Genomic DNA, 26350 nt, shown 5'->3' on the forward strand with positions numbered 1-26350 from the left:
GCCCAAGCCGGAGCGCGAGGCGCCCAAGGCGAAGTCGCAGGTGCCGCAGGAGTCCGGGCCCGCGGCGGCGCCGCGCGGGCCGGTCGGCGGCAGCGAGAAGGGGCCCGGACCGACGACGGCCGCCGGGCCCGGCGCCGCGCCGTCCGCCGGGCAGGCCGCGGTCAGCCCGGCGGCCGAACGGACCGAGGGCCCCGGCCAGCCGGCGGGGGCCGCAGCACCCCAGCCCGAGGCGTCACTCGAGAAGGACGGCGGGGGCTGCGCACCGCCCGAGCCCGCCGCGGAGAAGGACGACGGTGGGGGCAGCTGCGGGGGCGGCGGCGAAGCCGCGCCCGAGGAGAAGGAGCAGGAGCCTCCGGACGTCTCCGGTCAGGACCCGAAGGCCGCCGTCCAGACCGTGAGCAAGCTCGCGCCGGACCAAGCGGCCGCCGCCATGCCCGGCGTGGACCAGGCCGCGGACAAGAAGATCGGCGAGGAGCAGCAGCGCCTGGATGCCGCCCCGCCCACGCGGGAGCGGCCTTCGGGCGCGCCGCAGACCCGTTCGGCACCGCCCGAGGCGGCGCCCGCGGCGGCGCAGATCACCGGCAAGGTCGAGAAGATCGGCCCGAAGGACCAGGGCGACAAGCAGAAGGCCAAGGGCAGCGAGAAGGCCCAAGGGGCCACGCCGAGCGCCCCTCCGCCGCCGCCCCCGGCCGTGCCGACCGAGGGGCTCAGCCCGGAAGAGGCGCAGAGCGTGGAGGCGGCGGCCGACGCCGTGCCCACGCGCGACCCGGCCCTGGAGAACAAGACCGTCGGTCCCGCGCCCAAGATCCGACTCGAGGGCGCCAGCGACCCGACCCGCACGGACGACCAGCAGAAGGCCCTGAAGGAGAAGCAGTCCGATATCCAGGCGACCGGCCGTGAGGACGCGGCCAAGCCGATGGGCGAGGACCAGATCTTCCCCAACGCGCCGCAGGAGCAGCTCACCGGCAAGGCCTCCGGAGGCGCCGTCCGTGGCAAGGGCGGTGCTCTCAAGGCGATGTCGCCGCCGAAGGCCGGTGTCGGCAAGGTCGCCCAGGAGGAGAAGGGCGGCGACATCCGTGGCGCCGCCGGGCAGGCGCAGGGCGACCTGGCCGCCAAGGAGCAGGAGCAGCGGCAGGGCGAGCAACAGGCCAAGCAGGAGAAGCAGGCCGCGATCGACCGCGAGGTCGCGCAGAACACCGACAAGCAGACCGCCGAACGAGGCAAGGTCGCCCGCGAGACCCAGGCGCAGCGGGAGCAGTGGCGGGCCGAGCAGGACAAGCAGGTCGAGGACGCGGACAAGAAGTCCGAGGAAGAGCACACCACCAAGAACAAGGAGATCGTCAAGGCCCGCGACGACAAGGACAAGGAGATCGCCGACCGCAAGGACAAGGACAACGAGGCGATCGACAAGGAGCGGGAGAACGCCGAGAAGGAGGCCGAGAAGAAGAAGGAGGAGGAGAAGCCCGACGGCGGCTTCCTCGGCTGGGTCGCCGACAAGGTGGGCGACTTCTTCAAGGGCCTGCTCGAAGCGGTCACCAAGGTCTTCGAGGCGGCGCGGGCCGCGGTCAACGGGATCATCGACAAGTTCAAGGAGTGGGCCAACGCGGCGATCGACTTCGTCCGCGACCTGGCCATCACGGCGATCAACGCGCTCGCCGACGCACTGATCGCGATCGGCGACGTGCTGCTCGCGGCCTTCCCCGAACTGCGCGACAAGTTCCGCAAAGCGATCGAGGGCATGCGGGACGCGGCGATCGCCAAGGTCAACGAGCTGGCGGACGGCCTGAAGAAGGCGGTCAACGCACTGCTCGACGCCCTCGCGGCGGGCCTGAACGCCCTGTTGACCGTCCTGGAGGCGGGCCTCAAGGCGGTCATCAAGGTCTACCAGACGGTGATCGAGGGCGCGATCAAGTTCGCGCAGGCGGCGATCGAGGCGCTCGGCAAGTTCGCGGCCCTGGTGGCAGACATCGCCCCCGACCCGGGCGGCTGGATCTCCAAGGCGGGCAGCTCGGCGAAGACCGGCATCACGGACCACCTGTGGGGCGCCATCAAGGTGGCCGTGAAGCAGTGGTTCGACACCAAGGTCGAGGGCATCCTCGGCCTCGGCAAGGCCGTCATCAACGTCCTGGTCAAGGGCTGCGTCTCGATCAAGCAGATCGGCAAGATGGCCTGGGACGCGATCATCGCGTCTCTGCCGATGATGATCGCGTCCCTGGTCATCGAGAAGGTCGTCTCGATGATCGTCCCCGCGGCGGGTGCGATCCTGACGATCGTCCAGGGCCTGATGGCGGCCTGGCAGAGCATCAGCTCCATCCTGTCGGCCTTCTCGAAGTTCTGGGCGTACCTGAAGGCGGTCAAGGCGGGCCCGGCCGCGTGTCTGTTCGCCGAGGCGGTGGCCGCGGGCGTGGTCGCCCTGCTCGACTTCATCGCCAACTTCCTGATGATCCGCCTTTCGTCGGCGACGAAGGGTGTGGGCAAGCGGCTTCAGGTCATGGCCCAGAAGATCACGGACGGCCTGAAGCGGACCGGGAAGGGCGCGAAGCAGGCGGCGGGGGACGCGGTCAACAACGCGCGGGGCGCGCTGCGGAACGCGAACCAGAAGGTGGCGGAGCCTGGGGCGGCGCCGCCGAGGCCGAAGTCGGCCCCTTCACCTGGGCCGAAGGCACCGGTTAAGCCGAAGGACCACGCGACTCCGAAGTCGCCGGCGAAGCCGGACCCGACGCCGGCGAAGCCGAAGGACGGGGCGCAGGGGCCGGGCAAGGACAGGACCCCTGACAGGGATCAAGGGCCGGGCAAGGACAGGACACCTGACAGGGACGGGGGACCGTCGAGGGACAGGACACCCGAGCCCGCCTCCAAGAAGAAGAGAGAGATCGAGGGTCCCAAGCCGGCCAAGCCCAAGAAGCCCAAGTCCCCCACGGGCAAGGCCTTGGCGAAGGCCAAGAGCGCGGTCAAGTCCGCCCTGAAGAAGGTCGGCAACGCGGCGAAGACCCTCGGCAACAAGCTGAAGAAGTCCAAGCTCGGCAAGTCCCTCAAGAACAGCGCGGCGAAGCTCCGCGACCAGTTCAAGAAGAAGAAGGACCGCCTGAGGGACGACAAGAGGCGGCAGCAGGAGCAGAAGAGGCAGCAGCAAGACCAGCGGCGCAAGGACGAGAAGTCGAAGGAGTCGAAGGAGGCGCGGCTGCGCCAGATCGTCGCCCGAATGCGGCCCAAGGTCCACAGCATGCTGGCCAGGAACGTCCGGCCGACCGTTTTCAAGGGGGCGCTCGCCGGGTTGCGCACGTGGTACCGGCTCTCCGCACTGGATGCGCTCGGCACCAGTCCCGTGACGATCAAGGCGGCTCTCAACCCGACCGAGACCGTCGACGAAGGGGACAGGGCGAAGGTCGTCCTCGAGGTCGTGGGCAGTGACCCAGAGCGCAAGAGGCGACTCGAGGAAGCACTGAATGTCTCAGGCCTTGACGACTGGCTTCTGGTGGCCGAGGGGCTCGACAAGAAGGCCCTCGACAAGCTTCTGAAGGAACTGAATGAGGCGGCCGAGAAGAATGAGGACAACGACACACTGCAGATAATTCGAAAGGCCGAGGCGCACGTACAGAATTCCCTCCTGAACTGGGTGCGCCCCTGGAAGTCACGAGTCCGTGCGAAGCCGGGCGAGCGGGAAGAGCAGAAGTGGAAGGACCGGGAAGAAGCAGAGGCGCTCAGAGAGGTGAGCCGGGTATCGGCAATCCAGGACAAGAAACCCAGGCCCCAGAATCCTGATCTGGAGGAGCGGCAGATCACACTCCAGTGGGACCCGAGCATGGACCGGGTCGAGTTCGCGCGGAAGGCGCTGGCGCTCAAGCGGGCCGGAGCCAAGGGGAAGCTCGCTCGTACACCGACTGACAAGACAACTCGAAAGAAGAAGTCGAACGGCGAGAAGTACACGGAATCGGAAGCAGATCGAATAAGTCATCAGACCACTAAATTCAAGGAAGCGGTGCTCAGTAGAGCGCGCAAGGAGAATCGACGGACCACGAAATTCAAGACGACCGATACAGAAATTGAAGACATGCTTGACTCCATGCAGGTGGATCACGTCATCGACCTGCAGGCCGGCGGCATGGATACCTTCAAGAACCTTCGGCTCCTCGACCCAGTGACCAATAATCGCATGGGTCAACAGGTGAAAAATTCACCGCATCTAAACAAGTCGAAGGCGCCGTACGGGACTCTCTATACTGTGAGAATCTTCTGGGACTAACAGTCCTCGCTCGCTCACTTGGAAAGAAGGAAGACAGTGGTTGCACGCTGGCAATTGAATGAGGCGTTCGGGGAGGATGTGATCCACTTGAATCACGACCTCGCCGGAGAACTGGGGGTGCCACCCGTCGATCGCGGAATCCTTGCGTACGTCGGCCTGCCCAGGAAGGTTGCTGGACTCTTCACTGCCGAGACCGTGGGGTCGCCCGAGTTGTTCAGCGTGACCGCATTCGATCTGCCCGGTGGTCGTAAGGAGGCGATCTCTCTCGGCGGTCCTCCCGGTGACGACATGATGCGCTTTCAGCTCGATCTCCACGAAGGGTATGTCGTGCTTGTCTCATACCATGCCGACAAGCCGCAGGCTGAAATCGTGAACTCATCTCTTGATGAGTTCGTTGAATTTCTCTGCAGGTTCGCCGTGCGCGCCAAGGAGCTGCGTGATGCTTCTGCGGAGGAGACACGTGAGTACACGGAAGGATTCATCGAGGTCCTCAAGGAAATCGACCCGATTGCCTTTTCTCAGTCCGACAGTTGGTGGTCCATGGTTACCGACGAAATGAAAGGCTGAGGGATGTCCCTATGACCCGCTACGCAGACATCCCCAAACCCATCCGCTCCGGCCTGGTCGTAGTAAACCCAGACACCGGCACCCCCCAACGCATCATCATCCTCCAGTTCAACCCCGACACCCTGGAGCGCTCCCTCGCCCCCCAGACCGCCGGCGGCCAGAACGCCGAAGGAGGCGGGGCTGGTGGAGGGGACCGCAACGAGGCCCTACGCCTCAAGGGCCCCGCCGAGGAGACCTGGAAGTTCACCGCCGAGATCGACGCCACCGATCAGCTGGAGATCCCCGCTCCCGACGGGATCCACCCCCAACTCGCCACGCTGGAAATGCTGGTGCAGCCCACCACCGCCCAACTCCGTGACGCGGCGCGGCAGACCCAGAAGGGCACCATCGAGATCACCCCGATCGAGATGCCGCTGACCCTGTTCACGTGGGGGAGCAAACGCGTCATGCCCGTGCGGCTCACCGAGCTGTCGATCAACGAGTCCGCGTTCGACGTCAACCTCAATCCGATCCGGGCGAGCCTGAGCATCGGGCTCAAGGTGCTCAGCGTGAGCGACCTGCCGGCCGGGCACCGCGGTGCCGATCTGTACATGGCGCATCTCGCGCAGAAGGAACGGCTCGCCGCGGCCGCCCGCGGCGGAAGCCTCGGAGCCATCGGACTCAACGGACGCGACACCATGACCTTGGGAAGGGGCTGAGCCGCGCATGGCCGAGGGCATCCAGCCGTACGAGAGCGCCCTGGACTCGATACCCGGAGCTCATCCCTATCCGCGGTCCAGCCGGTATCACGACGCCGAGATCGGGGTGCACACAGCACCGGACGGGACCGAAGTCCGGTACACCAAACGGAGGTTGCTGCCGCCCCTCGGCGCCCGGGAGACCGAGGAACACGTCGTCGGCGCCGGAGAGCGCCCCGACCTGCTCGCGCAGCGCCTCTTCGGTGATCCGGGGCAGTGGTGGCAGATCGCCGACGCCAACCCCGTACTAGATCCACAGGAGTTGACCGCCGAACCCGGACGCGTGATCGACGTGCCGCTCCCCGGAGGGTTCCCGCAGGGAGGCCGGCGTGCCTGACGAACTGCCCATCGGGCCAGGGCCCGTCCATATGACCCTGCAGATGGGACCCAGACTCACCCGGCCCGTGCCCGCCGAGGTCATGGAAGCGCTGCTGTCCGCGCAGATCACCGCCACGGCGGGGGAGCGGAGCGGGTTCCAGCTCGCGTTCGATCTGACGAAACGCGGGCTGATTCAGCGGAATCTGCTGCCCGAAGGGTTCTTCGACCCCAAGACCCGGGTCATCGTCAGCGTGAGCGTGCGCGGCACACCCCAGGTGCTGCTGGACGGGTTGATCGTCCGGCAGGAGGTCGGCGCCAGCAACCAGCCGGGGCAGACCACCCTCACCGTGACCGGTGAGGATCTGACCCTGCTCATGGACCTGGAGGAGCGAACCGCCCGCTACCCCAACATGGCCCCTTCACGGCGCGTCCTGTCGATCCTCAGCCGGTACGGGGACTACGGCATCCGGCCCGACATCAAGGACGAGCAGATCCTTCAGCCCCCGCAGGAGCAGCTGAGGGTCCCCTACCAGGCCAGTACCGATCTGCAGTACGTGACGGAGCTGGCCAAGGCGAACGGCTACGTCTTCTACCTCGAGCCCGGACCCACCGCCGGGCTGTCGTCCGCCTACTGGGGGCCCGAGGTGCGTCTCGGCGTCCGGCAACACGCCCTCAACGTCAACATGGACGCCAACTCGACGGTGGACCAGCTGACGTTCGCGTACGACGGGACCGCGCGCGAGGAGCCGCAGGCCCGCTGGCAGAACCCCGAGAACCGGCAGGTCACGCTGCTCGGCCAGCCCTCGATCAGCCCGCTGCGCCCGCCGCTCGGCCGCCGCCCCACACCCGCGCTGAAGCGCAGGACCCTGGCGGGCACGGCCAAGCAGCAGATCCAGCAGGCGCAGGCCGAACTTCTCGCTCGTGCCGCCACGTCCGCCGACGCCATCACCGGCTCCGGCTCCCTCGACGTCACCCGGCACGGCTATCTGCTGCACCCGCGCAGCCTCGTCGGGGTGCGCGGCTCGGGACCGATGTACGACGGCGACTACTACGTCAAGTCGGTCACACACAGCCTGCGCCCGGGCTCGTTCACCCAGAACTTCACGCTTTCCCGGGAGGGCCTGGTCGCGCGCGGCGACACCGTACGGCCGTGACAACGGCGACAACCCGAGCAACGCCGGTACGCAGGAACGCCGGGACACCGGAACACCGAAAACAGGAGCAGTTGACGCATGGCGGCACCGAACAACCGGTACCTGGGCAAGTTCCGGGGCCGGGTGATCGACAACAACGACCCGCTGGGCATCGGGCGGATCACCGTCCAGGTCCCCGACGTGCTCGGTGAGGAGCCCTCGACGTGGGCGCTGCCCTGCCTGCCCTTCACCGGTCAGGAGGCGGGGCAGGTCGTGGTGCCGCCGAAGGACGCCGGTGTGTGGGTCGAGTTCGAACAGGGCGATCCCAGCTTCCCGATCTGGACGGGCTGCTGGTACGGGGAGCGCACCGAGCTTCCGCCCGATGCACAACGGGAGCTGGCACGGCCCTCCGAGCTCAAGCCCGTCGTCGTACAGACCCAGTTGGCGCACAAGATCGTGATGAACGACGCCACCGGCCCCGACGAGGGAATCCTGCTCCAGGCCAAGAACGGGGCGTACATCCGGATCACCGAGGGCGCGATCGTCATCGCCGCCGGCAGGGCCCGGATCACCCTCCAGAACGACCAGGTCATCGTCAATGAGGGCCAGTTGACCGTGGAACCGAAGCGTTAGGAACGGGGGAACGACGAACGTGTCCGGGACATCGGGCAAATTGCTCGCCGCCGATACCGTGATCAGCTGCCCGCACGGGGGCCGTGCCGCACCGGCGCACACGCCCTCCCCGGCGGTGCTGATCGGCGGCCGGGCGGCGGCCACCGCCGCTCACACCTATACCGTCGCCGGCTGCACCCACACCGTGGGCGGTGTGCCGCAGCCGTGCGTGTCCGTACGGTTCACGGCCTCCGCGGGCGGTGTCACCGTCGCGGGCGCCCCCGTGCTGACCGACACCTCCGCGGCCCAGTGCTTCAGCGCGGCCCTGGTCGCACAGGGCCCACCCGTCGTCAGCGCCGCTCAGCGGGAGGTGTCCATACGATGACGAAGCCGGTCACCCGCACCGACATCGCCTTCCCCTTCCGCCCCGACCGCCGGGGCCGCACCGCGCACGCCACCCACGGCGAGCACGTCCACGACCTCATCGAGCAGCTGCTGTTCACCAGCCCCGGCGAGCGCGTCATGCGCCCCGACTTCGGCTGCGGGCTCCTCGACCTGGTCTTCGCGCCGACCAGCCCGGAACTCATCAGCACCCTCGAACTCTCCGTCCAGGCCTCGCTCCAGCGCTGGCTCGGCGACCTCATCGACGTGGAGGCCCTCGACGTGGTCAGCGAGGACAACGTCGTCCGTGTGTATCTGTCGTACGCCATACGCGCCGACGGCGCCCGGCGCGACGACGTGTTCGAAGGGAGGGCCACGGCATGACCGGTACGACCACCACCTCCCGCCGGGCCAAGGTCCGCGCCGCCCAGCTCAACGGAGTCGACTCCGTCGAGGCCGGCGACGACGGCCTGCTGCTCACCGTCACCTTCCTCGGCAAGGCCCCGCACGGCCTCGGCCCCGAGAACGTCCGCATCGACGGCGGCCGGCGCATCACCGGCATCACCGCCGTCGACGTCAGCGTCGAACGCGAGGAGGACCCCGAGCTCGACGACCGGCTCTACGTCACCCTCGACAAGGCCGGCGACACCTCCCGCTACCGGCTCTCCCTCGTCGAGACCGACCCGTACGGACGGCCCGGGACCGAGCCCTACCGCGGCTTCGACCAGCGCTACCACAGCGCCACGTTCTCCTTCCGGCCCGACTGCCCGACCCCCTTCGACTGCAAGGACCAGGACGAGCCGGAGCCGGACTTCCCCGCCGTGCCCGTCATCGACTACACGGCCCGCGACTACGACACCATCCGCAAGCTGCTCCTGGACCGGCTCGCGCTCACCACCCCCGACTGGGTCGAGGGCAACCCCGCCGACCTGGGCACGACCCTCGTCGAACTCCTCGCCTACACCGGCGACCAGATCAGCTACCAGCAGGACGCGGTCGCCACCGAGGCCTACCTCGACACCGCACGCCGCCGCGTCTCCGTACGCCGCCACGTCCGGCTCATCGACTACGCGATGCACGACGGCTGCAACGCCCGCGCCTACGTCACCGTCCGCACCGCGGACGACCGCACGCTCGCCCCGGGCACCTTCCGCTTCGCCTCCGTCGACGTGCGCAGCCTCGACCCGCACGACCGCCCCGAGCCGGGCACCGTCATCGACGAGCGCGAACTCGGCGACCTCGACGAGCGCGGCACGGTGGAGGTCTTCGAACCGGTCGTCGCCACCGACCCGCTTCGGCTGCGGGTCGCGCACAACGCGATCCGGCTGTGGACCTGGGGCGGCGAGGTGTGCACCCTGCCGAAGGGCGCCACCGCCGCCACCCTGCGGGACGCCTGGGTGGACCCGGAGACCTGCCGCGAGCGCCGTCTCGACCTCGAGCCCGGCGACGTCATCGTCCTGGAGGAGGTCAAGGGCCCGCGCACCGGCACCCCCGGCGACGCCGACCCCGGCCACCGCCAGGCCGTCCGCCTCACCTCCGTCACCCCCGGCCTGGACCGGATCGAGGACCAGCCGGTCCTGGAGGTCACCTGGGCCGCCGAGGACGCGCTGCGTTTCCCGCTCTGCCTCACCACGCGCGGCGGACGCGACTGCCTGCCCGTCGAGGACGTCACGCTCGCCCGCGGCAACGTCGTCCTCGTCGACCACGGCCGGACCCTGACCGGACTGCCCGAGATGGTCACCGTGCCGCCCGTCCCCGCTGTGGTCGCCCCCTGCGACCCACCCGCGTTCGGTTGCCGGGACACCGAGGAGGGCAACGCGCCCGCGCGGCTCATCAACGCCCTGACGGACAAGACCCGGTCGGGCCGGGCGCTCGTCCCCGACGACGTCCGCGAACTCTTCGAGGTCGTCGGCGAGCGCGCCACCGTACGCGCCGGTCTCGGCCTGGAGAGCGCCGGGCAGCGGCACGAACAGGTCGTGCCCGGCACGTCGTACGCCCAGACCGCCGCGCTGCGCACCCTGCTCGCCCAGTCGGTCTACCCGGGCATCGCACCTCGCTTCCGCCCGGTCCTCGGCCGTACGCCCGTCACTCAGGCGGTGCCCTACCCCGACCCCGGCACCGTCGCCGCCGGGCAGGCCGAGCGGATCGCGGCCATCCCGGGCCGGATCCGGCAGCGGCTGGTCGAGCTGTGGCGCAGCGCCCGCGACCGGGACGGGCTCGGCGAGCAGGAGATCGCCGAACTCGCCGTGGTCTACGGCCTGAACGTGCTGGAACGCTTCGAACTGCGCCGCCACCCGGTCCGCGCCCTGCGCGAACTGCTCTACCGCAGCGACCAGTTGCTCGACACCAAGCTGCGCCGTGTCGAGGTCCTCGCCGCGCGGGCCCGCGCGGGCACGGTCCTCGACGGGCACCTCGCCTGGGAGATCGCGCACAGCTGGGGCCCGGCCTACGCGGCCGGCCTCCACCCCGAGGAGACGGTGCTGCGCGGCTCGGTGACCGCCGCCCTCGCCCAGGACCCGCGCCGGGCGCTGCCCGCCGTACAGGTCCATGGCGACGACGAGACCTGGGTGCCGCGCCGCGACCTGCTCGACAGCGGTCCGCGCGAGCGGCACTTCGTGGGCGAACTGGAGGACGACGGCCGGCTGGCCCTGCGCTTCGGCGACGGCCGACACGGCGCGAAGCCCACGCCCGGCTCCCGGCTGGCCCTGCGCTACCGGCTGAGCGGCGGCACCGCCGGCAACGTCGGCGCCGAGGCCATCAACCACCTTGTCGTGCAAGCCGGTTGCGAAGCTCCGGCCGTCGCCGTACGCAACCCGTTGCCCGCAGTGGGCGGCACCCAGCCCGAACCAGTCGAGCAGGTGCGCCAGCTGGCCCCGCTCGACCTGCGCCGCACCCGGCTGCGCGCCGTCACCGCCGAGGACTACGCGGCCCTCGCCACCGCCCTGCCGGGCGTGCAGCGGGCGGCGGCCGAACTCCGCTGGACGGGCAACGTCCAGGAGGCGCACATCGCGATCGACGCGTACGGCACCGCCGCCCCGTCACGGGACCTGCTCGACTCGGTCGCCCAGGCCCTGGAGACGTACCGGCGCATCGGCCACGACCTCGTCGTGGGCCCCGCCCGCCTGGTGCCGCTCGACATCGCGCTGACCGTCTGCGCCGAGCCGGGCCACCAGCACGGGCAGATCCTGGCCGAGCTGTACCGCGTGCTCGGCAGCGGACGGCTGCCGGGCGGACGGCTCGGCTTCTTCCACCCCGACGCACTCACCTTCGGTGAGCCGGTCCGGCTCAGCCGCCTGGTCGCCGTCGCCGCGGCCGTGCCCGGAGTGCAGAGCGTCGAGGTCACCCGGCTGCGGCGGTTGCACGGACAGGACCGAGGAGAGAGGGAGGACGGCGTGCTGCGGCTCGGCCCGCTGGAGATCGCCACCTGCGACAACGACCCGGACCGGCCGGAGAACGGCCTGCTGGCGATATCCCTGGGAGGTGCCCGATGACGGACACGCACCCGGTCACCGCGACCGACGAGTGCGGCTGCGACGGCGCCTGCCGCGGCGGCCACGACGAGCGCCTCGCGCCGGCCCCGTTGCACAACCCGCCCGGCCGCACCGCGCTGGACTACCGCGTCGGCGAGTACGGCTCCTTCCTGGCCGCCCTGCTCGACCGGCTCGCCTCACCCGCCTACCCGGCGCTGAACCGGCTCACCGTCCGCACCCCGGACGACCCCGCGATCGGCCTGCTCGACGCCACCGCCGTCCTCGGCGACCTGCTCACCTTCCACTCCGAGCGCATCGCCGACGAGGCCTACATCCGCACCGCGAACGAGCACCGCTCCCTGGTGCTGCTCGGCCGGCTCGTCGGACACCGACCGCGCCCCGGTGTCGCCGCCGCCACGCACCTGGCGTACACCCTCGAACGCGACCCGCGCGCCGAGGCCCAGAACGTGCTGATCCCGCGCGGTGCGCGCAGCCACAGCGTGCCCGCGTCCGCCGGCGAGGAGTCGCTGACCTTCGAGACCAGCCGGGACCTGACGGCCCGCTGGGACTTCAATGAACTGAAGGTCCGCCGTCGTCGTCCCTCGCTCGTCACCCCGCGGGATCTCGAAAAGCGCTCCGAGCTGTTCGTCGAGGGCACCGCGCACTCCCTGCGGACCGGCGACCAGCTGCTGTTCGTCTTCGGGGAAGGCGCCGGCGGGGAGCGCAAGCTGCTGCCGGTGGCGAACACGCGCGTCGACAGGGACGACGACGTCACGGCGATCTCCCTGCCGAAGTCGGCGCCGCCGACCATGAAGGAACTCGTCGACGAGGTACGGCGCTGGACAGCTCCGCCAGCAGCTCCGGGCGAGCCCGGTGAGGAGCCTCCCACGCCGGAGGTCCCGAACCCGCGGCCGGTCAGCAGACTGGTCGAGGACTTCGAGGACCAGGTCCTGGAGCCTTTGCGCAACGACCTGGACGGCATAAGGACGCCCGAACGGCTCGCGGCCCGCCTCGCCGAGCCCGTCGCACGGCTCGGTGAGGCCCAGGTGCTGGCCACGCCGTACGAGGACGTGGCCGCCTGGTTCGAGCAGCTGGAGGCGGTGCTGGCGGAACTCGCCGAGCGGGCACTGGAGTTGGCGCCCGCCCAGACGGAGGAGGTCCCGGAGACCAAGACGAGCACGGAGCTCGGCCCCCGGCAGACCGCCCTCCAGGCCCTCGGCTCCGTCCTCCCCGCCCTGCGCGCCACGGCCCCCGCCCCCCGGGGCGCCACCGGCCGTCAGCTCCCCGGCACCGACACCGCCCGCCTGCTGTCCGCCCTCAACCCCGGCCTCGGCAGCCTCTACCCGGCCTGGCGCACGGCCGCCGCCCCCGGCGCCCCGCAGCTCCTGCGCGAACTGCTCGCCCTGCGCGTCACCGCGGCCCCCTTCGGCGCCACGGCCCCGCTCAAGCCGGTCCAGGACGACCGCGGCCGGGTCATCCGCACCGCCGACTGGCCACTGACCGGAGCGGTGCTGGCGACCATGCGCGTCGTGTACGACACGGCGGGCAAGGCCCCGGTCCGGGCCGAGTTCCAGTACGTCGAGGGCAGCAGCTCCGACCAGCGCGCCGAGAACCTGCCCGTCACCCAGCCGGTCAGATTCACGCTCGGCCCCGGACAGGTCGAGCTGTCCGTGTCCTCCGGCCAGGGCCGGGATCAGAGCCTGCTCAACCGGCGGCCCGCCGATTCCCAGGAACCCGGCGTCACCGCCCGCCTCCGCTCCGGCCTGCCCGAGTGCACCCTGTTCGTGTCGCGGCCCGACGATGAGGGCCTGATCCACGTCGGCGTCGACAACGGCACGTCCGAGCGGATCGCCCTGCGCCCCGGCGCCAGTGAGCAGTTCACGCACGGCGAGCACGAGGTCAGCCTCAAGTACACGGCGGGCAGCGCCGAACCCAACGTCGAGATCGTCATCGCCACCAAGCCGGAGCCCGTCAACCGCCGCACGCTCCAGCTGGACACCGTGCACGAGGGCATCACCGTCGGCAGCTGGGTGGCGATCCAGCGGCCCGCCAAGGGCTCCGACAAGGGCGTCCCCGGCGATCCGAAGCTGGCGTTCGTCACCACCCAGGTGGTGGCGGCGCGCACGGCCGCGTACACCAACTACGGCATCACCGGCCGCGGCACGGAACTCACTCTCGCCGACCCGTGGCTGGACGAGTTCGACGTACTCCTGTCGCACATCCGCGACACCACCGTGCACGCGGCGGGCGAGCCCCTGCGCCTCGCCGACGAACCGCTGGGCGAGGACGTGCACGGCAACGAGATCGAACTCGCCGAGCTGTACGAGGGCCTCAGGCCGGGCCGCACGCTCATCGTCGAGGGCCAACGCAGCGACATCCCCGGCACGGCGGGCGTCCGGGCCACGGAGGTGGTCACCATCGCCGCCGCCGACCCCGCCGCGGACCGCCGGCTCCCCGGCGACCACATCCACACCCGGCTCACCCTCACCGCCGACCTCGCCCACCGCTACCGCCGCGAGACGGTCCGCATCCTCGGCAACGTCGTCGAGGCCACCCATGGCGAGAGCCGCGAGGATGCCATCGGCAGCGGCGACTCGGACCGCGTCAACCAGACCTTCGCGCTCTGGCAGTCCCCGCTGACCTGGCTCGCCGACGACAATCCCCTCGGCGCCACGCCCGTGCTGGAGATCCGGGTCGACGGCGTGCTGTGGCACGAGGTCGACAGCCTCGCCGGACGCGGCCCGACCGACCGGGTCTACATCACCGGCTCCACGGCCGACGGCCGCACCACGGTGACCTTCGGCGACGGTGTGCACGGTGCCCGGCTGCCTTCCGGACACGAGAACGTCCGCGCCCGCTACCGCTTCGGCACCGGCAAGGCCGCGAACGTCCCGGCGGGCCGCGTCACCCAGCCGCTCACCCGGCCCCTCGGCGTCACCGCGGTCACCAACCCGCGCCCCGCCACCGGCGGCGCCGACGCCGACGGCCCGGGCCTGACCCGCCGTACCGTCCCGTTGGCCGTCTCCGCCCTGGACCGGCTGGTCTCCGAGTCCGACTACGAGGACTTCGCCCGCTCCCGGGCCGGCATCGGCCGGGCCTCAGCACGCGAACTCTTCGACGGGCGGCGGCGCGTGCTGCACGTGACGGTCGCGGGCACCGACGACGTGCCCATCGCGCCCGACTCCGACACCCTGCGCGCCCTGCGAGGCGCCCTCACCGAGTACGGCGACGCGAACCTCCCGGTCCGCGTGGACGGCCGGGAACTGGTCCTGCTGCTGATCGCCGCCAGGGTGAAGGTGGCCCCCGACCATGCCTGGCGGATCGTCGAGCCGCGACTGCGGCAGGCCCTGCTGAACCGGCTCGGCTTCGAGGGCAGGGAGCTGGGCCGCCCCGCCCGCCTCTCCGAGGTCCTGGCCACCGCCCACACCGTGCCCGGCGTCGACTACGTGGACGTCGACGTCTTCACCGGCGTGCCCGCCTCCGCCACCCCGGACGAGCTCACCGAGCTGCTCACCCGGCCCGGCCCGCCCAGGGCGAGCGTCCCGGCGCACCCGGCGACGTACGACGAGAAGATCCACACGGTCCGCGCCGGCAACGGCGAGACACTGTCGGAGATCTGCGCCCGGCACGGCGTCCCGCTGGCCGAACTGCTGCGCCTCAACCCCGACATCACCGACACCCGGCGCCTGCCCAAGGGCCGGTCGGTGTACGTCTTCCGCGGCATCCGCCCGGCCCAGCTCGCGCTGCTGTCGCCCCGGGCCGCGGACACCCTGATTCTGACGGAGGTCAAGTGATGTCCCCGGACACCCAGTCGGAGACGCCGGCCCATGGCGTGCCCCGGGAGCCGGACGGGCTCGCCGAACTGCTGCCCCGCTGGCACCTGCTGCGCGACGCCGAGGAGGGCGAGCCGCTGCGCGCACTGCTCGCGGTGATCGGCGAGCAGATCGACCGCGTCCGCGACGGCGTCCAGCAGGGCTACGAGGACCTGTTCGTGGAGACGGCGGCCCCCTGGGTGCTGCCGTACCTCGGCGACCTGGTCGGTTACCGCACCCTGCCCGGCTACGAGCGCGTGCTGACCACCGGCCTGCACGACGGCGGCCGGGCGGCCCTGGCCGAGGCGGTCGCCCCGCGCCGGGACGTGGCCGCCACGGTCGCGAACCGCCGGCGCAAGGGCACCCTGCACCTCCTGGAAGAGCTGTCCGAGCGGGTGGCGGGCTGGCCCGCGCGGGCCGTCGAACTGTCCCGGCAGGTCGCCCACACCCAGCCCGTGAAGCTGTTCGGCACCGGTACCGCCACGCACCGCGGCGAGCGCGGCCGGCTGGCCGACCTGCGCGACGGCGCCGAACTCGCCCTGGGCGGCGGCCCGTTCGCGAACCAGGCCCGTACGGTCGACGTCCGTCGCACCGAGTCACGGCACCGGCAGGGCGGCTGGAGCCCGGCCGGCGTCGCGCTCTTCGTGTGGCGGCTGAAGGCACACGCGCTGACCCGCACTCCCGCCTACTGCATCGACCGGGCCCGCAACCTCTACACCTTCTCGATCCTCGGCAACGACACCCCGCTGGTCACCAAGCCGTTCCCGGAGCCCTCGCCGGTGCACATCGCCACCGTCGACAACGTGCCGGCCTTCCTCACCCGCCGTCTCCTGCACGACCGGCTGCTCGACTACTACGGCCCCGGCAAGAGCTTCGTGATCCGACTCGACGGCGAGGACAACCCCGTACCGCCCTCGGACATCGTGGTCGCCGACCTGTCGGACTGGCGCTACCGGCCCAGGCGCGGCCAGGTGGCAGTCGACCCCGAGCTGGGGCGGATCGCGTTCGGCTCGCGCTCCGCGCCCCGGCAGGGCGTGTGGGTGGACTACCACTACGCGTTCGCCGCCGACATGGGCGGCGGCGAGTACGAACGTGACCGCGAGCCGCGCCCGGACGCCGAGGTGTACCGCGTCGGCCCCGGACAGCCCTACCGGCAGATCATGGACGCCTACCGGGCCTGGCAGCACGACCGCCAGGCCGACCGCACCGGCCCCGCCGGCATCATCGAGATCACGCACAGCGGTGCCTACCAGGAGCAGCTGGACTTCGACCTCGACCCGGGCGACCGGCTCGAACTGCGCGCCGCCGAGGGCACCCGCCCCGTCGTCCGCCTCCTCGACTGGTACAGCAACCGCCCCGACGCCCTCAACATCCGCGCGGTGTCCGGCGACTGCGCCCCACACGAGCGGCCGCGGGTCGTCCTCGACGGGCTGCTCGTCGCCGGACGCGGCATCAACGTGGCGGGGGCGATGGGCGCCGTCGTCGTACGGCACACCACGCTCGTGCCCGGCTGGTCCCTGGAGCCCGAGTGCGAGCCGCACTCGCCCGAGGAGCCGAGCATCGTCCTGGACCGCACCACCGCCTGCCTCCAGATCGAGCACAGCATCCTCGGCACCATCGAGGTCATCGGCGACGAGGTGAGCGAGGACCCCCTCGACATCCACATCCGCGACAGCGTCCTCGACGCCACCGCCGACGACCGTGAGGCCCTGTCCGCCCCGGACTGCCGCCACGCCCACGCCGTGCTGCACCTGCACCGCACCACCGTCATCGGCGAGGTCCACACGCACGCGGTGAAGATCGCCGAGAACAGCGTCTTCACCGGCCGGCTCCACGTGGCCCGGCGCGGCATCGGCTGCCTGCGCCACTCCTACGTCCCCACCGGCTCCCGCACCCCGCGCCGCCACCGCTGCCAGCCGGAACAGGCCTCGGACATCCGGCCGTTGTTCACCTCCCAGCGCTACGGGACGCCCTGGTACGGCCTGTTGTCCGACCGCTGCCCCGAGGAGATCCGGCGCGGCGCGGACGACGGCGCCGAGATGGGTGCCTTCCACGACCTGTACCGGCCGCAGCGCGAGGACGGGCTCAGGGCCCGGCTCGCCGAGTACACGCCCGCGGGTACCGACGCCGGGATCTTCTTCGTGACGTGAGGCGCGCGCCCGCCACCGACCTTGTGAGCCCGCACTTCTGAACCAGGGGGACACCCTTCATGCACGCAGACCTCTCCCGCTCCACGTTCCGCCCGGAGCGGCACTACTCCGCGGTCGTCGCCCAGCAGGGCCGCGTCCAGCTCGACGCCGACCTCAACGAACAGACCGCGATCCAGCTCCACCAGGCCCGCGCCCTCGCCGCCGACCTGATCGGCCCGCACGGCGGACCGCGCTACGCCGCCGGCTTCCGCATCGAGTACGTCGGCGGCAAGCACGAGATCGACACCCTCCTCATCCACGGCGGCCGCTACTACGTCGACGGCATCCTGTGCGACGCCGACCGCCCGGCCGCCGGCGTGCCCGTCACCGACGAGGACGGCGAGGAGCCGGCGCCGGAGCCGCCCGCGCACTGGACCTACTGGGACCAGCCCGACGGCTTCCGCGACCCGGAGAAGCCCGGCGACCGGCTGCCCTCGCCCGCCCAGTCGCCGTTCGTCGTCTACCTGAACGTGTGGGAGCGCTCGGTCACCGCCGCCGAGGACCCGGCGCTGCGCGAGGTCGCCCTCGGCGCGGCCATGCCCGACACCGCCGCCCGCGTGAAGGTCGTCTGGCAGGTGCTGCCGCTGTCCCTCGCCGCGCTGGAGATCGAGGAGACCGAGCCCTCCAAGGACGTCGTCCGCGCCGCGTTCACCCGCTGGGCGCAGCGCCAGTCGGCACCCTCGGCCCGGCTCGCCGCCCGCAGCGAGCGGCCCGACCACGCCGACGAGGACCCGTGCCTGGTCAAGCCGGACGCCCGCTACCGCGGCCCGGAGAACCAGCTGTACCGGGTGGAGGTCCACGAGGGCGGCGAGGCGAAGGACGCCACCTTCAAGTGGTCCCGCGAGAACGGCTCCGTCGTCTTCCCCGTCGATGAACTCGACGGCACCTGGGTGCAGTTGGCGTCCCTGGGCCACGACGACAAGCTGGACCTGGATGTCGGCGACCACGTGGAGTTCGTCGACACCGCCTACGCCTCCCGCCTGGAGCCCCTGCCGCTGCTGCGGGTCGAGGAACTGGACCTGCCGGGCCGCCGCGTCCGTCTGTCCGCCGAACCCGCCCCAGGCGTCGGCCGGCTCGCCCACCTGAACCCGTATCTGCGCCGTTGGGACCACCGAGGCGGCCCGAAGCGCAAGGGCCGCACCACCGCCCTGCGCGGCGGCGCGGTCCCCGTCACGGAGGGGGAGTGGCTGCCTCTGGAGGACGGTGTCGAGGTGTACTTCGCCAAGGGCGGCACCTACCGCACCGGCGACCACTGGATCGTCCCCGCCCGCACCGCCACCGGCAGCGTCGAGTGGCCGGTGGACGCGGCCCGCCGTCCGCTGCTCCAGGGCCCGGCCGGCATCGCCCGGCACTTCGCCCCGCTGGCCCTGATCAAGGGCGAGGGGAGCGCCGTCGATCTGCGCCTGGCGTTCGGCCCGCTGGCGAGCAGCATGCCGCCCGCGGACGAGGCCACGCTGGCGGCCGAGGAGCAGGCCCACCGCGAGGAACTGGCCGCCGAGGACCCCTCCCACGGGCGGTCCCAGACCACAGCCGAGGCGGAATCCGCCGTGGAAGGAGACAACTGATGGCCAAGCCGCTGAGCGCGTCCAAGCTGGTGGAGATCCTGAGAGCCGAGGGCCTGACCGTCCACGAGGTCCGCAACTGGCGCACCCACAACCGCAACAGCAAGGGCCCCTGGGGTCCGGTGAACGGCGTGATGATCCACCACACCGTCACCTCCGGCACCGCCGCCTCCGTCGACATCTGCTACGACGGCTACTCCAGCCTGCCCGGCCCGCTGTGCCACGGCGTCATCGACAAGAAGGGCCACGTCCACCTGGTCGGCAACGGCCGCGCCAACCACGCCGGCCTCGGTGACGGCGACGTCCTGCGCGCCGTGATCAACGAGTCGAAGCTGCCGGCCGACAACGAGGCCGACACCGACGGCAACCGGCACTTCTACGGCTTCGAGTGCGTCAACCTCGGCAACGGCAAGGACCCCTGGCCGGAGGCGCAGAAGGAGGCCATCGAGAAGGTGTCAGCGGCGATCTGCCGTCACCACGGCTGGTCCGAGCGCTCCGTCATCGGCCACAAGGAGTGGCAGCCGGGCAAGGTCGACCCGCGCGGTTTCACCATGGACGGCATGCGCAAGCGCATAGCCCAGCGGCTCAAGGGCGGCGGGGGCGGCAGCAAGCCGGCCCCCGACCCGAAGCCGGCGCCCAAGCCGTCCTACGAGCCGTTCCCGGGCGCCGCGTTCTTCCACGTCGGGCAGCGCTCCCCGATCATCACGGCGATGGGCCGCCGCCTGGTCGCCGAGGGGTGCAGCCGCTACGAGGAGGGGCCGAGCCCCGACTGGAGCGAGGCCGACCGTCGGTCCTACGCGCTCTGGCAGCAGAAGCAGGGCTTCTCCGGCAAGGACGCCGACGGCATCCCCGGGAAGCTCACCTGGGACCGGCTGAAGGTGCCGAAGTCCAAGTAGTGACCGGGTGCGCCCCTGCGCGCGCAGGGGCGCAGGCTCGTCACCAGCGGGGGAGCCGCAGCTCGTACTCCGGCTGGATCCGCCGCATGTAGCCGGTGTCGTCCCGGCCGCGCATCCCGGAGTCGACGTACCGCCGGTGCAGCCGGTCGAGCTTGTCGTGGTCGAGTTCCACGCCGAGCCCGGGCCCGGTGGGCACCCTGACCTCCCCGTCGCGCAGCTCCAGCACACCGGGGACGATCACGTCGTCCGCCGAGTTCCACGGGTAGTGCGTGTCGCAGGAGTGGTCGAGGCTGGGGATGGCCGCGGCGACATGGGTCATCGCGGCGAGGCTGATGCCCAGGTGCGAGTTGGAGTGCATCGACAGGGCGAGCCCGAACGCCTCGCACACGGCGGCCAGTTCCCGGGTGCGGCGCAGCCCGCCCCAGTAGTGGTGGTCGGTGAGCAGGACCTGGATGGCGTTCTGCTCGACGGCCGGCCTCAGATGTTCCCAGGCGATCACGCACATGTTGGTCGCGAGCGGCATGGGGGAGTCCTTCGCCACCTCGGCCATGCCCTCGATACCCTTGGCCGGGTCTTCCAAGTACTCCAGTACGCCGTCGAGTTCACGGGCGACATACTTCGACGTCTCCACCGTCCACGCCACGTTCGGGTCCAGCCGCAGCGGCTGCCCGGGGAAGGCCTCCGCCAGTGCCCGGATCGCGGCGATCTCCTCGTCGGGCGGGAACACCCCGCCCTTGAGCTTGAACGACCGGAAGCCGTACCGCTCCTGCATCAGCCGGGCCTGCTCGACGATCCCGGCCGGGTCGAGGGCCTCGCCCCAGTCGTCGGTGATGGCCGCACGGCCGTCGAGCGCGGGGTGCTCGGCCCACTTGTAGAAGAGGTACGCCGCGAACGGCACCGCGTCGCGGACCCTGCCGCCCAGCAGATCGCTGACCGGACGGCCGAGCAGCTTGCCCTGCGCGTCGAGGCAGGCCACTTCCACCGCCGAGGTGGTCCAGCCGCGCTCGTGGGAGCTGGGCACGGTCGGCAGCAGGGCCGCGTCGATCGCGGCGGCGACGGCGGTGGTGTCGAAGACGTCCATGCCGAGCACCACCTTCGCCGCGGCCTGAAGCCGCTCCAGCCGGGCGGTGCCGCCCGGGGACTCGCCGAGTCCAACCGTGCCGTCCTCCAGCACGAGTTGGAGGATTATCCGCAGGGCGAGCGGCTCGTGCACGCCGTTGGAGTTGAGCAGCGGCGGGTCGCCGAAGGCGATCGGGGTGACGATGACCTCCCGGATACGCGTCTGGCTCATGCGCCGACCACCTCCAGACCACGGTCGATGAGTTCGGACAGCCGGGCGATGTGCTCCGGTGCCGGATCCAGCAGGGGCGCCCGTACGCCGCCGACGTCCAGGCCGCGCAGCGTCACCCCGGCCTTGACGAGCGACACGGCGTACCCGGGGACCTCGTCGCGCAGGGCGACCAGCGGGCCGTAGAACTCGTCGAGGAGCCGGGAGACGAGGGCCTCGTCGTCCTCGGCGAGGGCCCGGTGGAAGGCCAGGGCGATCTCCGGGGCGAAGGCGAACACCGCCGAGGAGTACAGCTCGACGCCGATGCCCTGGTAGGCGGGCGCGGTCATCTCGGCGGTGGGCAGGCCGTTGAAGAACTGGAAGTCCTCCGTGCCCGGCACGGCACGCACCGCGCGGACGACGCGGTGCATCCGCTCGATGTCCCCGATGCCGTCCTTGAGTCCGACGACCCCGGGCAGGGCGGCGATCTCGGCAGCCGTGTCCTCGGTGAGCCGGGCGGTGCCGCGCTGGTAGAAGACGACGGGCAGGCCGGTGGCCGCGGTGACCTCCCTTACGTAGCGCACCAGGCCCTGCTGCGGGGCGCTGACCAGGTAGGGCGGCAGCAGCAGGATGCCGTCGGCGCCGGCGCGTTCGACCCTGGCGGCCTGGTCCCGGGCGACCGGTGGAGGGCCGCCGGCGGCCGCGAGGACCGGTACCCGCCCGGCGGTCGTCGTTACCGCGACCCGGGTGGCCCGCTCGATCTCATCGGCCGACAGGGCGTGGAACTCGCCGGTGCCGCAGGCGACGAACACGCCTCCCGCGCCCGCGGCGACACCCGACTCGATGTGCTGGGCGAGCCGTTCCTCGTCCAGTGAACCGTCCGCCGTGAACGGCGTGACCGGGAAGAACAGCACTCCGTGGAACTTCATGTCTCCCTCATACGTGGGGGGTGGGTGGTCAGCCCTTGGTGGCCCCGGCGGCGATGCCGGTGACCAGCGAGCGCTGGAGGAGCAGATAGACGATCAGGCTGGGGATCAGGGCGATCACCGCACCGGCCAGCACCACCCCCGAGCCGACCTCGGGGTCGGTGCGCAGGATGGACAGGGCGACGGTGACCGTGTAGTCGGTGGGGTCCTTGGCGGCGATCAGGGGCAGCAGGTACTGGTCCCAGATCATGATGAAGCCGAGCACCCCGGCGACGCCGAGCGCGGGCTTGCACAGCGGCAGGATGACCTGCCACAGCATCCGCAGTTCACCGACGCCGTCGATGCGGGCGGCCTCCTCGATCTCGGCGGGGATGTCCTTCATGAACTCGGTGAGCACCATCACCGAGAAGCCCCAGGCGCCGAGCGGCAGGATCACGCCCCAGACGGTGCCCTTCAGATCGAGTCCGACCACGGGCACATGGCCGAGGACCAGGGACAGCGGGATGGCGATGACCTCCTCGGGGAGCATCATCGTCAGCATGAACAGGGTCAGGATCAGCGCCTGCCCACGGAACCTGTGCCGGGCCAGCGCGTAGGCGGCGAGCGTGCACACGACGAGCTGGAGCAGCAGTCCGCCGCCCGCGATGACCAGGGAGTTGCCGAAGTAGTCCCAGATGCCGCGCTCGCCGGCCACCTGGAAGTTCAGCAGGGTCGGGTGGTGGGGGAGGAACGACAGCGTCGAACCGCTGGCCTTCTCGCTGAACGAACCGGAGAAGACGGTCAGGAACGGCGCCGCGAAGACGCCCAGGGCGAGCGCGCAGAGCAGGACGCGCAGCGCCCAGGCGGGGCCCGGCCGGTCACTCCAGCCGAGGGCGGTGTCGAAACGGGCGGGGGTGGCGCGCCGCTTCCCGGCGGACTTTCGCTCGGGGGAGGCGGTCACCGGGGTCCGGACGGGCTCGATGGCGGGCGCGCTCATCTCACGTCTCCCCTCTTGCGGAAGTAGTTGACCGTGACGGTGAGCAGCAGCGTCACGCAGAGCAGGAGCACGGAGGCGGCCGAGGCGCCCCCGATGTCGTTGCGGGAGAAGCCGAGGGTGTAGGCGCGGGTCATCCAGACGTCGGTGGACCCGGCCGGACCGCCGCCCGTGAGGACGTACACCTCGGTGAAGACGCGCAGTCCGCGGATGGCGGCGAGGGTGAGGACGATGCCGAGGGCCGGGCGGAGCGCGGGCAGGGTGATGTGCCGCAGCCGCTGCCACAGCGACCCCCCGTCCATCGCGGCGGCTTCGTACAACGAGCGGTCCACGCCCGCCAGTCCGGCGAGGATGATCACCATCCGTCCCCGTCCGGATCGCGGGTGGCGAAGGCCTTGGCGAGGGCGAGCGTGTCCTGCCAGGTCTTCGGCTGCGGCAGGCCGAGCTTCTCGCGCCAGTCCTTGCGGACGAACAGCGTCATGGCCTGGCGGGAGTACGGGATGCCGTAATGCCTGCCGTCGCGGCCGACGGTGGACGACCAGGACTTGGCGGTGATCTCGTCGTGTCCGGCGATCGAGGCCGGGTCGATGGGCTTGAGGAGGCCCTGGGCCTGGTAACTGCCCATCAGGGCCGTGTCGTTGATCATGACGTCCGGCAGGTCCTTGGTGGACGCGCGGCTCTGGAGCTGCTGGTCGAAGTTCATGACCGGCTGGTAGTCGATCTTGATGCCGGTCTTCTTGGTGAAGGCGGCGAACACCCGCTCGTAGGTCTGGGCGGACTCCGGATCGCTCCGGGTCCACACCTCCAGCGTGTTCGGATCGCCGGCCCGGGCGCTGCCGGAACCGGAGCCGCAGGCGGCCGTTCCGAACAGGAGACCCGGGACGGCGAGCGCGGCAGCCAGGCGGCGCACCCGGCGGAGCCGCATATCGATGCAGCGTCGGCGATCCCGCATGGATGGTTCTCCGTTCATATCCGTGAACCAGCTTCACGAATCTAAATGATCGGCCAAGCTACGGATCGTTTCCTCGCCATGTCAATACATGGCTGAAAGATTTCACCGAGGTCACACGAGGCCGTGGGAGGACCCGGAGAACGACAGCGGCCCCAACCGGATGGACCGGTTGGGGCCGTCTGAGAGAAGGTTCGAGGTCAGTCGCGGCTTTCAGCGCGCTCGGCGTTCTTCTTCTTGATCCGGTCCGCTTCCTTGCGGACCTCCGCCTGAGTGGCGCGCTCCCGCTGAAGCCACTCGGGGTTCTCCTGCTTCAGCGTCTCGATCTGCTCGGTGGTGAGGGGCTCGGTGACGCCGCCGCGGGCGAGACCCGCGATGGAGACGCCGAGCTTCGCCGCGACCGCAGGGCGGGGGTGCGGGCCGTTGCTCCGCAGGTCCTGAAGCCACTGCGGCGGATTCGCCTGGAGCTCGTTCAGCTCGGCGCGCGAGACGACACCCTCCCGGAACTCGGCGGGTGTGGCCTCGAGGTACACACCCAGCTTCTTCGCCGCGGTCGCGGGCTTCATGGTCTGGGTGCTCTGGTGCGACGTCATGCCGTCCAGAGTATCGAGCGCGCGCACGGCCGCTGGCCACGGCCGCTGACCACGGCCGGTAACCTGGCCGGTAACCTGGCCGGGTGACAGGCTCGGAAGAATCCTCCTCGTTCCGGCTCGTGTACGTCCCCGGGGTGATGCCCGACAAGTGGGTGCGCGTCTGGAACGAGCGGCACCCCGACGTCCCGCTCGCCCTGACGCAGGTGCCCGCCGGAGCGGCGGCCGGGCGGCTGCTGGACGGGGACGCCGACGCGGGCCTCATGCGCCTCCCCGTCGACCGGACGGTCCTCAGCGCGATCCCCCTCTACACCGAGCAGACGGTCGTCGTGGTGCCCAAGGACCATCTGGTCACGGCGGTCGACGAGGTGTCCCCGGACGACCTGTCCGACGACATCGTGCTGCACCCCCTCGACGACGTCCTCGACTGGGAGAACCTCCCCGGGCGGCCCGCCTTCGAACGCCCCGCCACGACGGCCGACGCCGTCGAACTGGTCGCGGCCGGGATCGGCGTGCTCGTCGTCCCCCTGTCGCTCGCCCGTCTGCACCACCGCAAGGACCTCACCCACCGCCCCCTCAAGGATGCCCCCGAGTCGAGCGTGGCCCTGGCCTGGCCCGAGGACGCGACGACGGACCAGGTGGAGGACTTCATCGGCATCGTCCGCGGCCGCACGGTCAACAGCACGCGGGGCCGCCGGGCAGCTCTTCCGGAGGGGAACCCCAAGGGCGGCGTCCGACGAAAGCCGGTGCCTGGGGAGTCGGCGGCCGGGAGGTCGGCCGCTGCGAAGCCCACCGGCAAGGGCGGGCAGTCGGCCGGCCGGAGCGGGCGCGGCGCCCCCAAGGGCGGCAGGCGCGGCAAACCGCGCCGCCGTTCGTAGCCCGGGGGCTCGCCGCCGGAGCGCGACCCCCGGCCCGCCCCCGGTTCACCCGGCCGGCGGGGACGGCTGCGGCTGCCCGTAGGACGGGTTGGGGGCGACCGTCTGCAGATCCTTCAGGTCTTCGGGGATCGGCAGCACGCGGACCGGCGCACCCTGCTGGGGCGGCGGCGGCGTCGTCTGCTCCTGGGGCAGCTTGGGCGGGGCGGTGATCTGGAAGCTGACCTGCTCCTGGTTGATCAGGCCGGTCTTCTCCAGGACCGTGATGTGGTCGAGAACGGTGTCGTTGGTCGTGTCCGCGAGTTCCCGCACGAGGCTGTTCCGGGTGGTCGCCCGGATCTTGGCGATCGTCGGGAAGATGCCCCCGTGCGCGACACGCATGATGGTCACGGCCGTGGACTCGAACTCCCTGCCGGTGCTGCCTTCCGCCGTCGCCACGAACTGCTGCTGCTGCGGCGACGGCTCGTTCGGCAGGGTGATTCCCAGGTCTGTCGAGACCTTGCGGCAGCCCGCGTCGAGCCGGCCGTGACCCACGAGCAGGTGCTCGGCGACTTCCCGCATCTCCTTCGACGAGCTCCGCTCCATGATGAGCTGCCCCAGCGGGTACTCCCACAGTCCGGCCGCACGCACCCGGACCACGAAGTCGCGGTCCGCCTCGGTCAGCGGACCCCACTGAGTGTTGGCGATGATGCGGTCCTGACCGGAGGCCGCGTTCTCCACGCCCAGCATGCTGGGGTAGGCGAGTGCGGTGAGCGTAAGGATCATCGCACCGCCCACGAACGCGGTTCCTGCCGTGCTGCGCGAGATGCGCATCGTGCCTCCTGGGATATGAACGGCCCAACGCCAGGAG

General features: G+C 71.1%; 19 protein-coding genes and 2 pseudogenes. 14 read left to right on the forward strand and 7 right to left on the reverse strand.

The window, feature by feature from the left end; translation table 11 throughout:
* The 13 genes and pseudogenes from AOQ53_RS31390 to AOQ53_RS31450 all read left to right on the forward strand — a co-directional run.
* Positions 1-4243, forward strand: a pseudogene (locus AOQ53_RS31390) (hypothetical protein); the annotation flags it as partial.
* Between the two features lie 36 nt (positions 4244-4279).
* On the forward strand, positions 4280-4810 hold the full coding sequence (locus AOQ53_RS31395; protein WP_063889019.1) for an SUKH-4 family immunity protein: 531 nt from the start codon (positions 4280-4282) through the stop codon (positions 4808-4810).
* Between the two features lie 11 nt (positions 4811-4821).
* Complete coding sequence (locus AOQ53_RS31400) at positions 4822-5508, forward strand: hypothetical protein (protein WP_059422417.1); 687 nt, start codon at positions 4822-4824, stop codon at positions 5506-5508.
* 7 nt (positions 5509-5515) lie between these two features.
* Positions 5516-5884, forward strand: coding sequence for a hypothetical protein (locus tag AOQ53_RS31405; protein ID WP_059422418.1), 369 nt, complete (start codon positions 5516-5518; stop codon positions 5882-5884).
* 43 nt (positions 5885-5927) lie between these two features.
* Positions 5928-7019 carry a hypothetical protein gene (locus AOQ53_RS31410; RefSeq protein WP_174523380.1) on the forward strand — a complete coding sequence of 364 codons (1092 nt, stop codon included), beginning with the start codon at positions 5928-5930 and terminating at the stop codon, positions 7017-7019.
* 78 nt (positions 7020-7097) lie between these two features.
* Positions 7098-7631, forward strand: a complete 534-nt coding sequence (locus AOQ53_RS31415; RefSeq protein ID WP_059422421.1) for a phage baseplate assembly protein V — start codon at positions 7098-7100, stop codon at positions 7629-7631.
* 19 nt (positions 7632-7650) lie between these two features.
* Positions 7651-7995 carry a hypothetical protein gene (locus AOQ53_RS31420; protein ID WP_059422422.1) on the forward strand — a complete coding sequence of 115 codons (345 nt, stop codon included), beginning with the start codon at positions 7651-7653 and terminating at the stop codon, positions 7993-7995.
* The gene (locus AOQ53_RS31425; RefSeq protein WP_059422423.1) at positions 7992-8375 is read left to right on the forward strand and encodes a GPW/gp25 family protein; all 384 of its coding nucleotides are present in this window, start codon (positions 7992-7994) and stop codon (positions 8373-8375) included. Before AOQ53_RS31420 ends, AOQ53_RS31425 begins: the two co-directional genes overlap by 4 nt.
* Positions 8372-11482 (forward strand): putative baseplate assembly protein, encoded by a 3111-nt coding sequence (locus tag AOQ53_RS31430; protein ID WP_059422424.1) that lies wholly within the window; start codon positions 8372-8374, stop codon positions 11480-11482. The genes AOQ53_RS31425 and AOQ53_RS31430 overlap by 4 nt, the downstream gene beginning before the upstream one ends.
* Positions 11479-15255, forward strand: a complete 3777-nt coding sequence (locus AOQ53_RS31435) for a putative baseplate assembly protein (protein WP_059422426.1) — start codon at positions 11479-11481, stop codon at positions 15253-15255. The genes AOQ53_RS31430 and AOQ53_RS31435 overlap by 4 nt, the downstream gene beginning before the upstream one ends.
* Positions 15255-17423, forward strand: a complete 2169-nt coding sequence (locus AOQ53_RS31440; RefSeq protein ID WP_059422427.1) for a hypothetical protein — start codon at positions 15255-15257, stop codon at positions 17421-17423. The genes AOQ53_RS31435 and AOQ53_RS31440 overlap by 1 nt, the downstream gene beginning before the upstream one ends.
* A 59-nt stretch (positions 17424-17482) precedes the next feature.
* The gene (locus AOQ53_RS31445) at positions 17483-19027 is read left to right on the forward strand and encodes a DUF6519 domain-containing protein (protein ID WP_059422428.1); all 1545 of its coding nucleotides are present in this window, start codon (positions 17483-17485) and stop codon (positions 19025-19027) included.
* Positions 19027-19920 carry a peptidoglycan-binding protein gene (locus tag AOQ53_RS31450; RefSeq protein WP_059422429.1) on the forward strand — a complete coding sequence of 298 codons (894 nt, stop codon included), beginning with the start codon at positions 19027-19029 and terminating at the stop codon, positions 19918-19920. Before AOQ53_RS31445 ends, AOQ53_RS31450 begins: the two co-directional genes overlap by 1 nt.
* 40 nt (positions 19921-19960) lie before the next feature.
* On the opposite strand, the gene AOQ53_RS31455 is transcribed toward AOQ53_RS31450, so the two are convergent.
* The 6 genes and pseudogenes from AOQ53_RS31455 to AOQ53_RS31480 all read right to left on the reverse strand — a co-directional run bounded on the left by AOQ53_RS31455 (position 19961) and on the right by AOQ53_RS31480 (position 24628).
* Positions 19961-21211, reverse strand: coding sequence for a glucarate dehydratase family protein (locus AOQ53_RS31455; protein WP_059422430.1), 1251 nt, complete (start codon positions 21209-21211; stop codon positions 19961-19963).
* Positions 21208-22116, reverse strand: a complete 909-nt coding sequence (locus AOQ53_RS31460) for a 5-dehydro-4-deoxyglucarate dehydratase (protein WP_059422433.1) — start codon at positions 22114-22116, stop codon at positions 21208-21210. Before AOQ53_RS31460 ends, AOQ53_RS31455 begins: the two co-directional genes overlap by 4 nt.
* A 28-nt stretch (positions 22117-22144) precedes the next feature.
* On the reverse strand, positions 22145-23089 hold the full coding sequence (locus AOQ53_RS31465; protein WP_059422434.1) for a carbohydrate ABC transporter permease: 945 nt from the start codon (positions 23087-23089) through the stop codon (positions 22145-22147).
* Positions 23086-23448, reverse strand: a pseudogene (locus AOQ53_RS31470) (carbohydrate ABC transporter permease); the annotation flags it as partial. The pseudogene AOQ53_RS31470 and the gene AOQ53_RS31465, both read right to left, overlap by 4 nt.
* Entirely contained in the window at positions 23442-24056 is a 615-nt protein-coding gene (locus AOQ53_RS31475) for an ABC transporter substrate-binding protein (RefSeq protein ID WP_330219375.1), read from the reverse strand. The gene AOQ53_RS31475 and the pseudogene AOQ53_RS31470, both read right to left, overlap by 7 nt.
* 179 nt (positions 24057-24235) lie before the next feature.
* Entirely contained in the window at positions 24236-24628 is a 393-nt protein-coding gene (locus AOQ53_RS31480; RefSeq protein WP_059422435.1) for a DUF5997 family protein, read from the reverse strand.
* Between the two features lie 83 nt (positions 24629-24711).
* Here AOQ53_RS31480 and AOQ53_RS31485 point away from each other — a divergent pair, with 83 nt between their 5' ends.
* Positions 24712-25503 carry a LysR family transcriptional regulator substrate-binding protein gene (locus AOQ53_RS31485; RefSeq protein ID WP_059422436.1) on the forward strand — a complete coding sequence of 264 codons (792 nt, stop codon included), beginning with the start codon at positions 24712-24714 and terminating at the stop codon, positions 25501-25503.
* Positions 25504-25548: 45 nt separating this feature from the next.
* On the opposite strand, the gene AOQ53_RS31490 is transcribed toward AOQ53_RS31485, so the two are convergent.
* The gene (locus AOQ53_RS31490) at positions 25549-26313 is read right to left on the reverse strand and encodes a DUF4142 domain-containing protein (protein WP_059422438.1); all 765 of its coding nucleotides are present in this window, start codon (positions 26311-26313) and stop codon (positions 25549-25551) included.
* Positions 26314-26350: the final 37 nt, after the last annotated feature.

Source organism: Streptomyces azureus (assembly GCF_001270025.1).
Lineage (GTDB): Bacteria > Actinomycetota > Actinomycetes > Streptomycetales > Streptomycetaceae > Streptomyces > Streptomyces azureus.

What these genes read in the sequence shown, in the direction of transcription:
- AOQ53_RS31400 (WP_059422417.1), top strand. Translation starts at nt 4,822, where the DNA reads ATGACCCGCTACGCAGACATCCCCAAACCCATCCGCTCCGGCCTGGTC.
- AOQ53_RS31405 (WP_059422418.1), top strand. Translation starts at nt 5,516, where the DNA reads ATGGCCGAGGGCATCCAGCCGTACGAGAGCGCCCTGGACTCGATACCC.
- AOQ53_RS31410 (WP_174523380.1), top strand. Translation starts at nt 5,928, where the DNA reads ATGGGACCCAGACTCACCCGGCCCGTGCCCGCCGAGGTCATGGAAGCG.
- AOQ53_RS31415 (WP_059422421.1), top strand. Translation starts at nt 7,098, where the DNA reads ATGGCGGCACCGAACAACCGGTACCTGGGCAAGTTCCGGGGCCGGGTG.
- AOQ53_RS31425 (WP_059422423.1), top strand. Translation starts at nt 7,992, where the DNA reads ATGACGAAGCCGGTCACCCGCACCGACATCGCCTTCCCCTTCCGCCCC.
- AOQ53_RS31430 (WP_059422424.1), top strand. Translation starts at nt 8,372, where the DNA reads ATGACCGGTACGACCACCACCTCCCGCCGGGCCAAGGTCCGCGCCGCC.
- AOQ53_RS31435 (WP_059422426.1), top strand. Translation starts at nt 11,479, where the DNA reads ATGACGGACACGCACCCGGTCACCGCGACCGACGAGTGCGGCTGCGAC.
- AOQ53_RS31440 (WP_059422427.1), top strand. Translation starts at nt 15,255, where the DNA reads ATGTCCCCGGACACCCAGTCGGAGACGCCGGCCCATGGCGTGCCCCGG.
- AOQ53_RS31445 (WP_059422428.1), top strand. Translation starts at nt 17,483, where the DNA reads ATGCACGCAGACCTCTCCCGCTCCACGTTCCGCCCGGAGCGGCACTAC.
- AOQ53_RS31450 (WP_059422429.1), top strand. Translation starts at nt 19,027, where the DNA reads ATGGCCAAGCCGCTGAGCGCGTCCAAGCTGGTGGAGATCCTGAGAGCC.
- AOQ53_RS31455 (WP_059422430.1), bottom strand. Translation starts at nt 21,211, where the DNA reads ATGAGCCAGACGCGTATCCGGGAGGTCATCGTCACCCCGATCGCCTTC.
- AOQ53_RS31460 (WP_059422433.1), bottom strand. Translation starts at nt 22,116, where the DNA reads ATGAAGTTCCACGGAGTGCTGTTCTTCCCGGTCACGCCGTTCACGGCG.
- AOQ53_RS31465 (WP_059422434.1), bottom strand. Translation starts at nt 23,089, where the DNA reads ATGAGCGCGCCCGCCATCGAGCCCGTCCGGACCCCGGTGACCGCCTCC.
- AOQ53_RS31475 (WP_330219375.1), bottom strand. Translation starts at nt 24,056, where the DNA reads ATGAACGGAGAACCATCCATGCGGGATCGCCGACGCTGCATCGATATG.
- AOQ53_RS31480 (WP_059422435.1), bottom strand. Translation starts at nt 24,628, where the DNA reads ATGACGTCGCACCAGAGCACCCAGACCATGAAGCCCGCGACCGCGGCG.
- AOQ53_RS31490 (WP_059422438.1), bottom strand. Translation starts at nt 26,313, where the DNA reads ATGCGCATCTCGCGCAGCACGGCAGGAACCGCGTTCGTGGGCGGTGCG.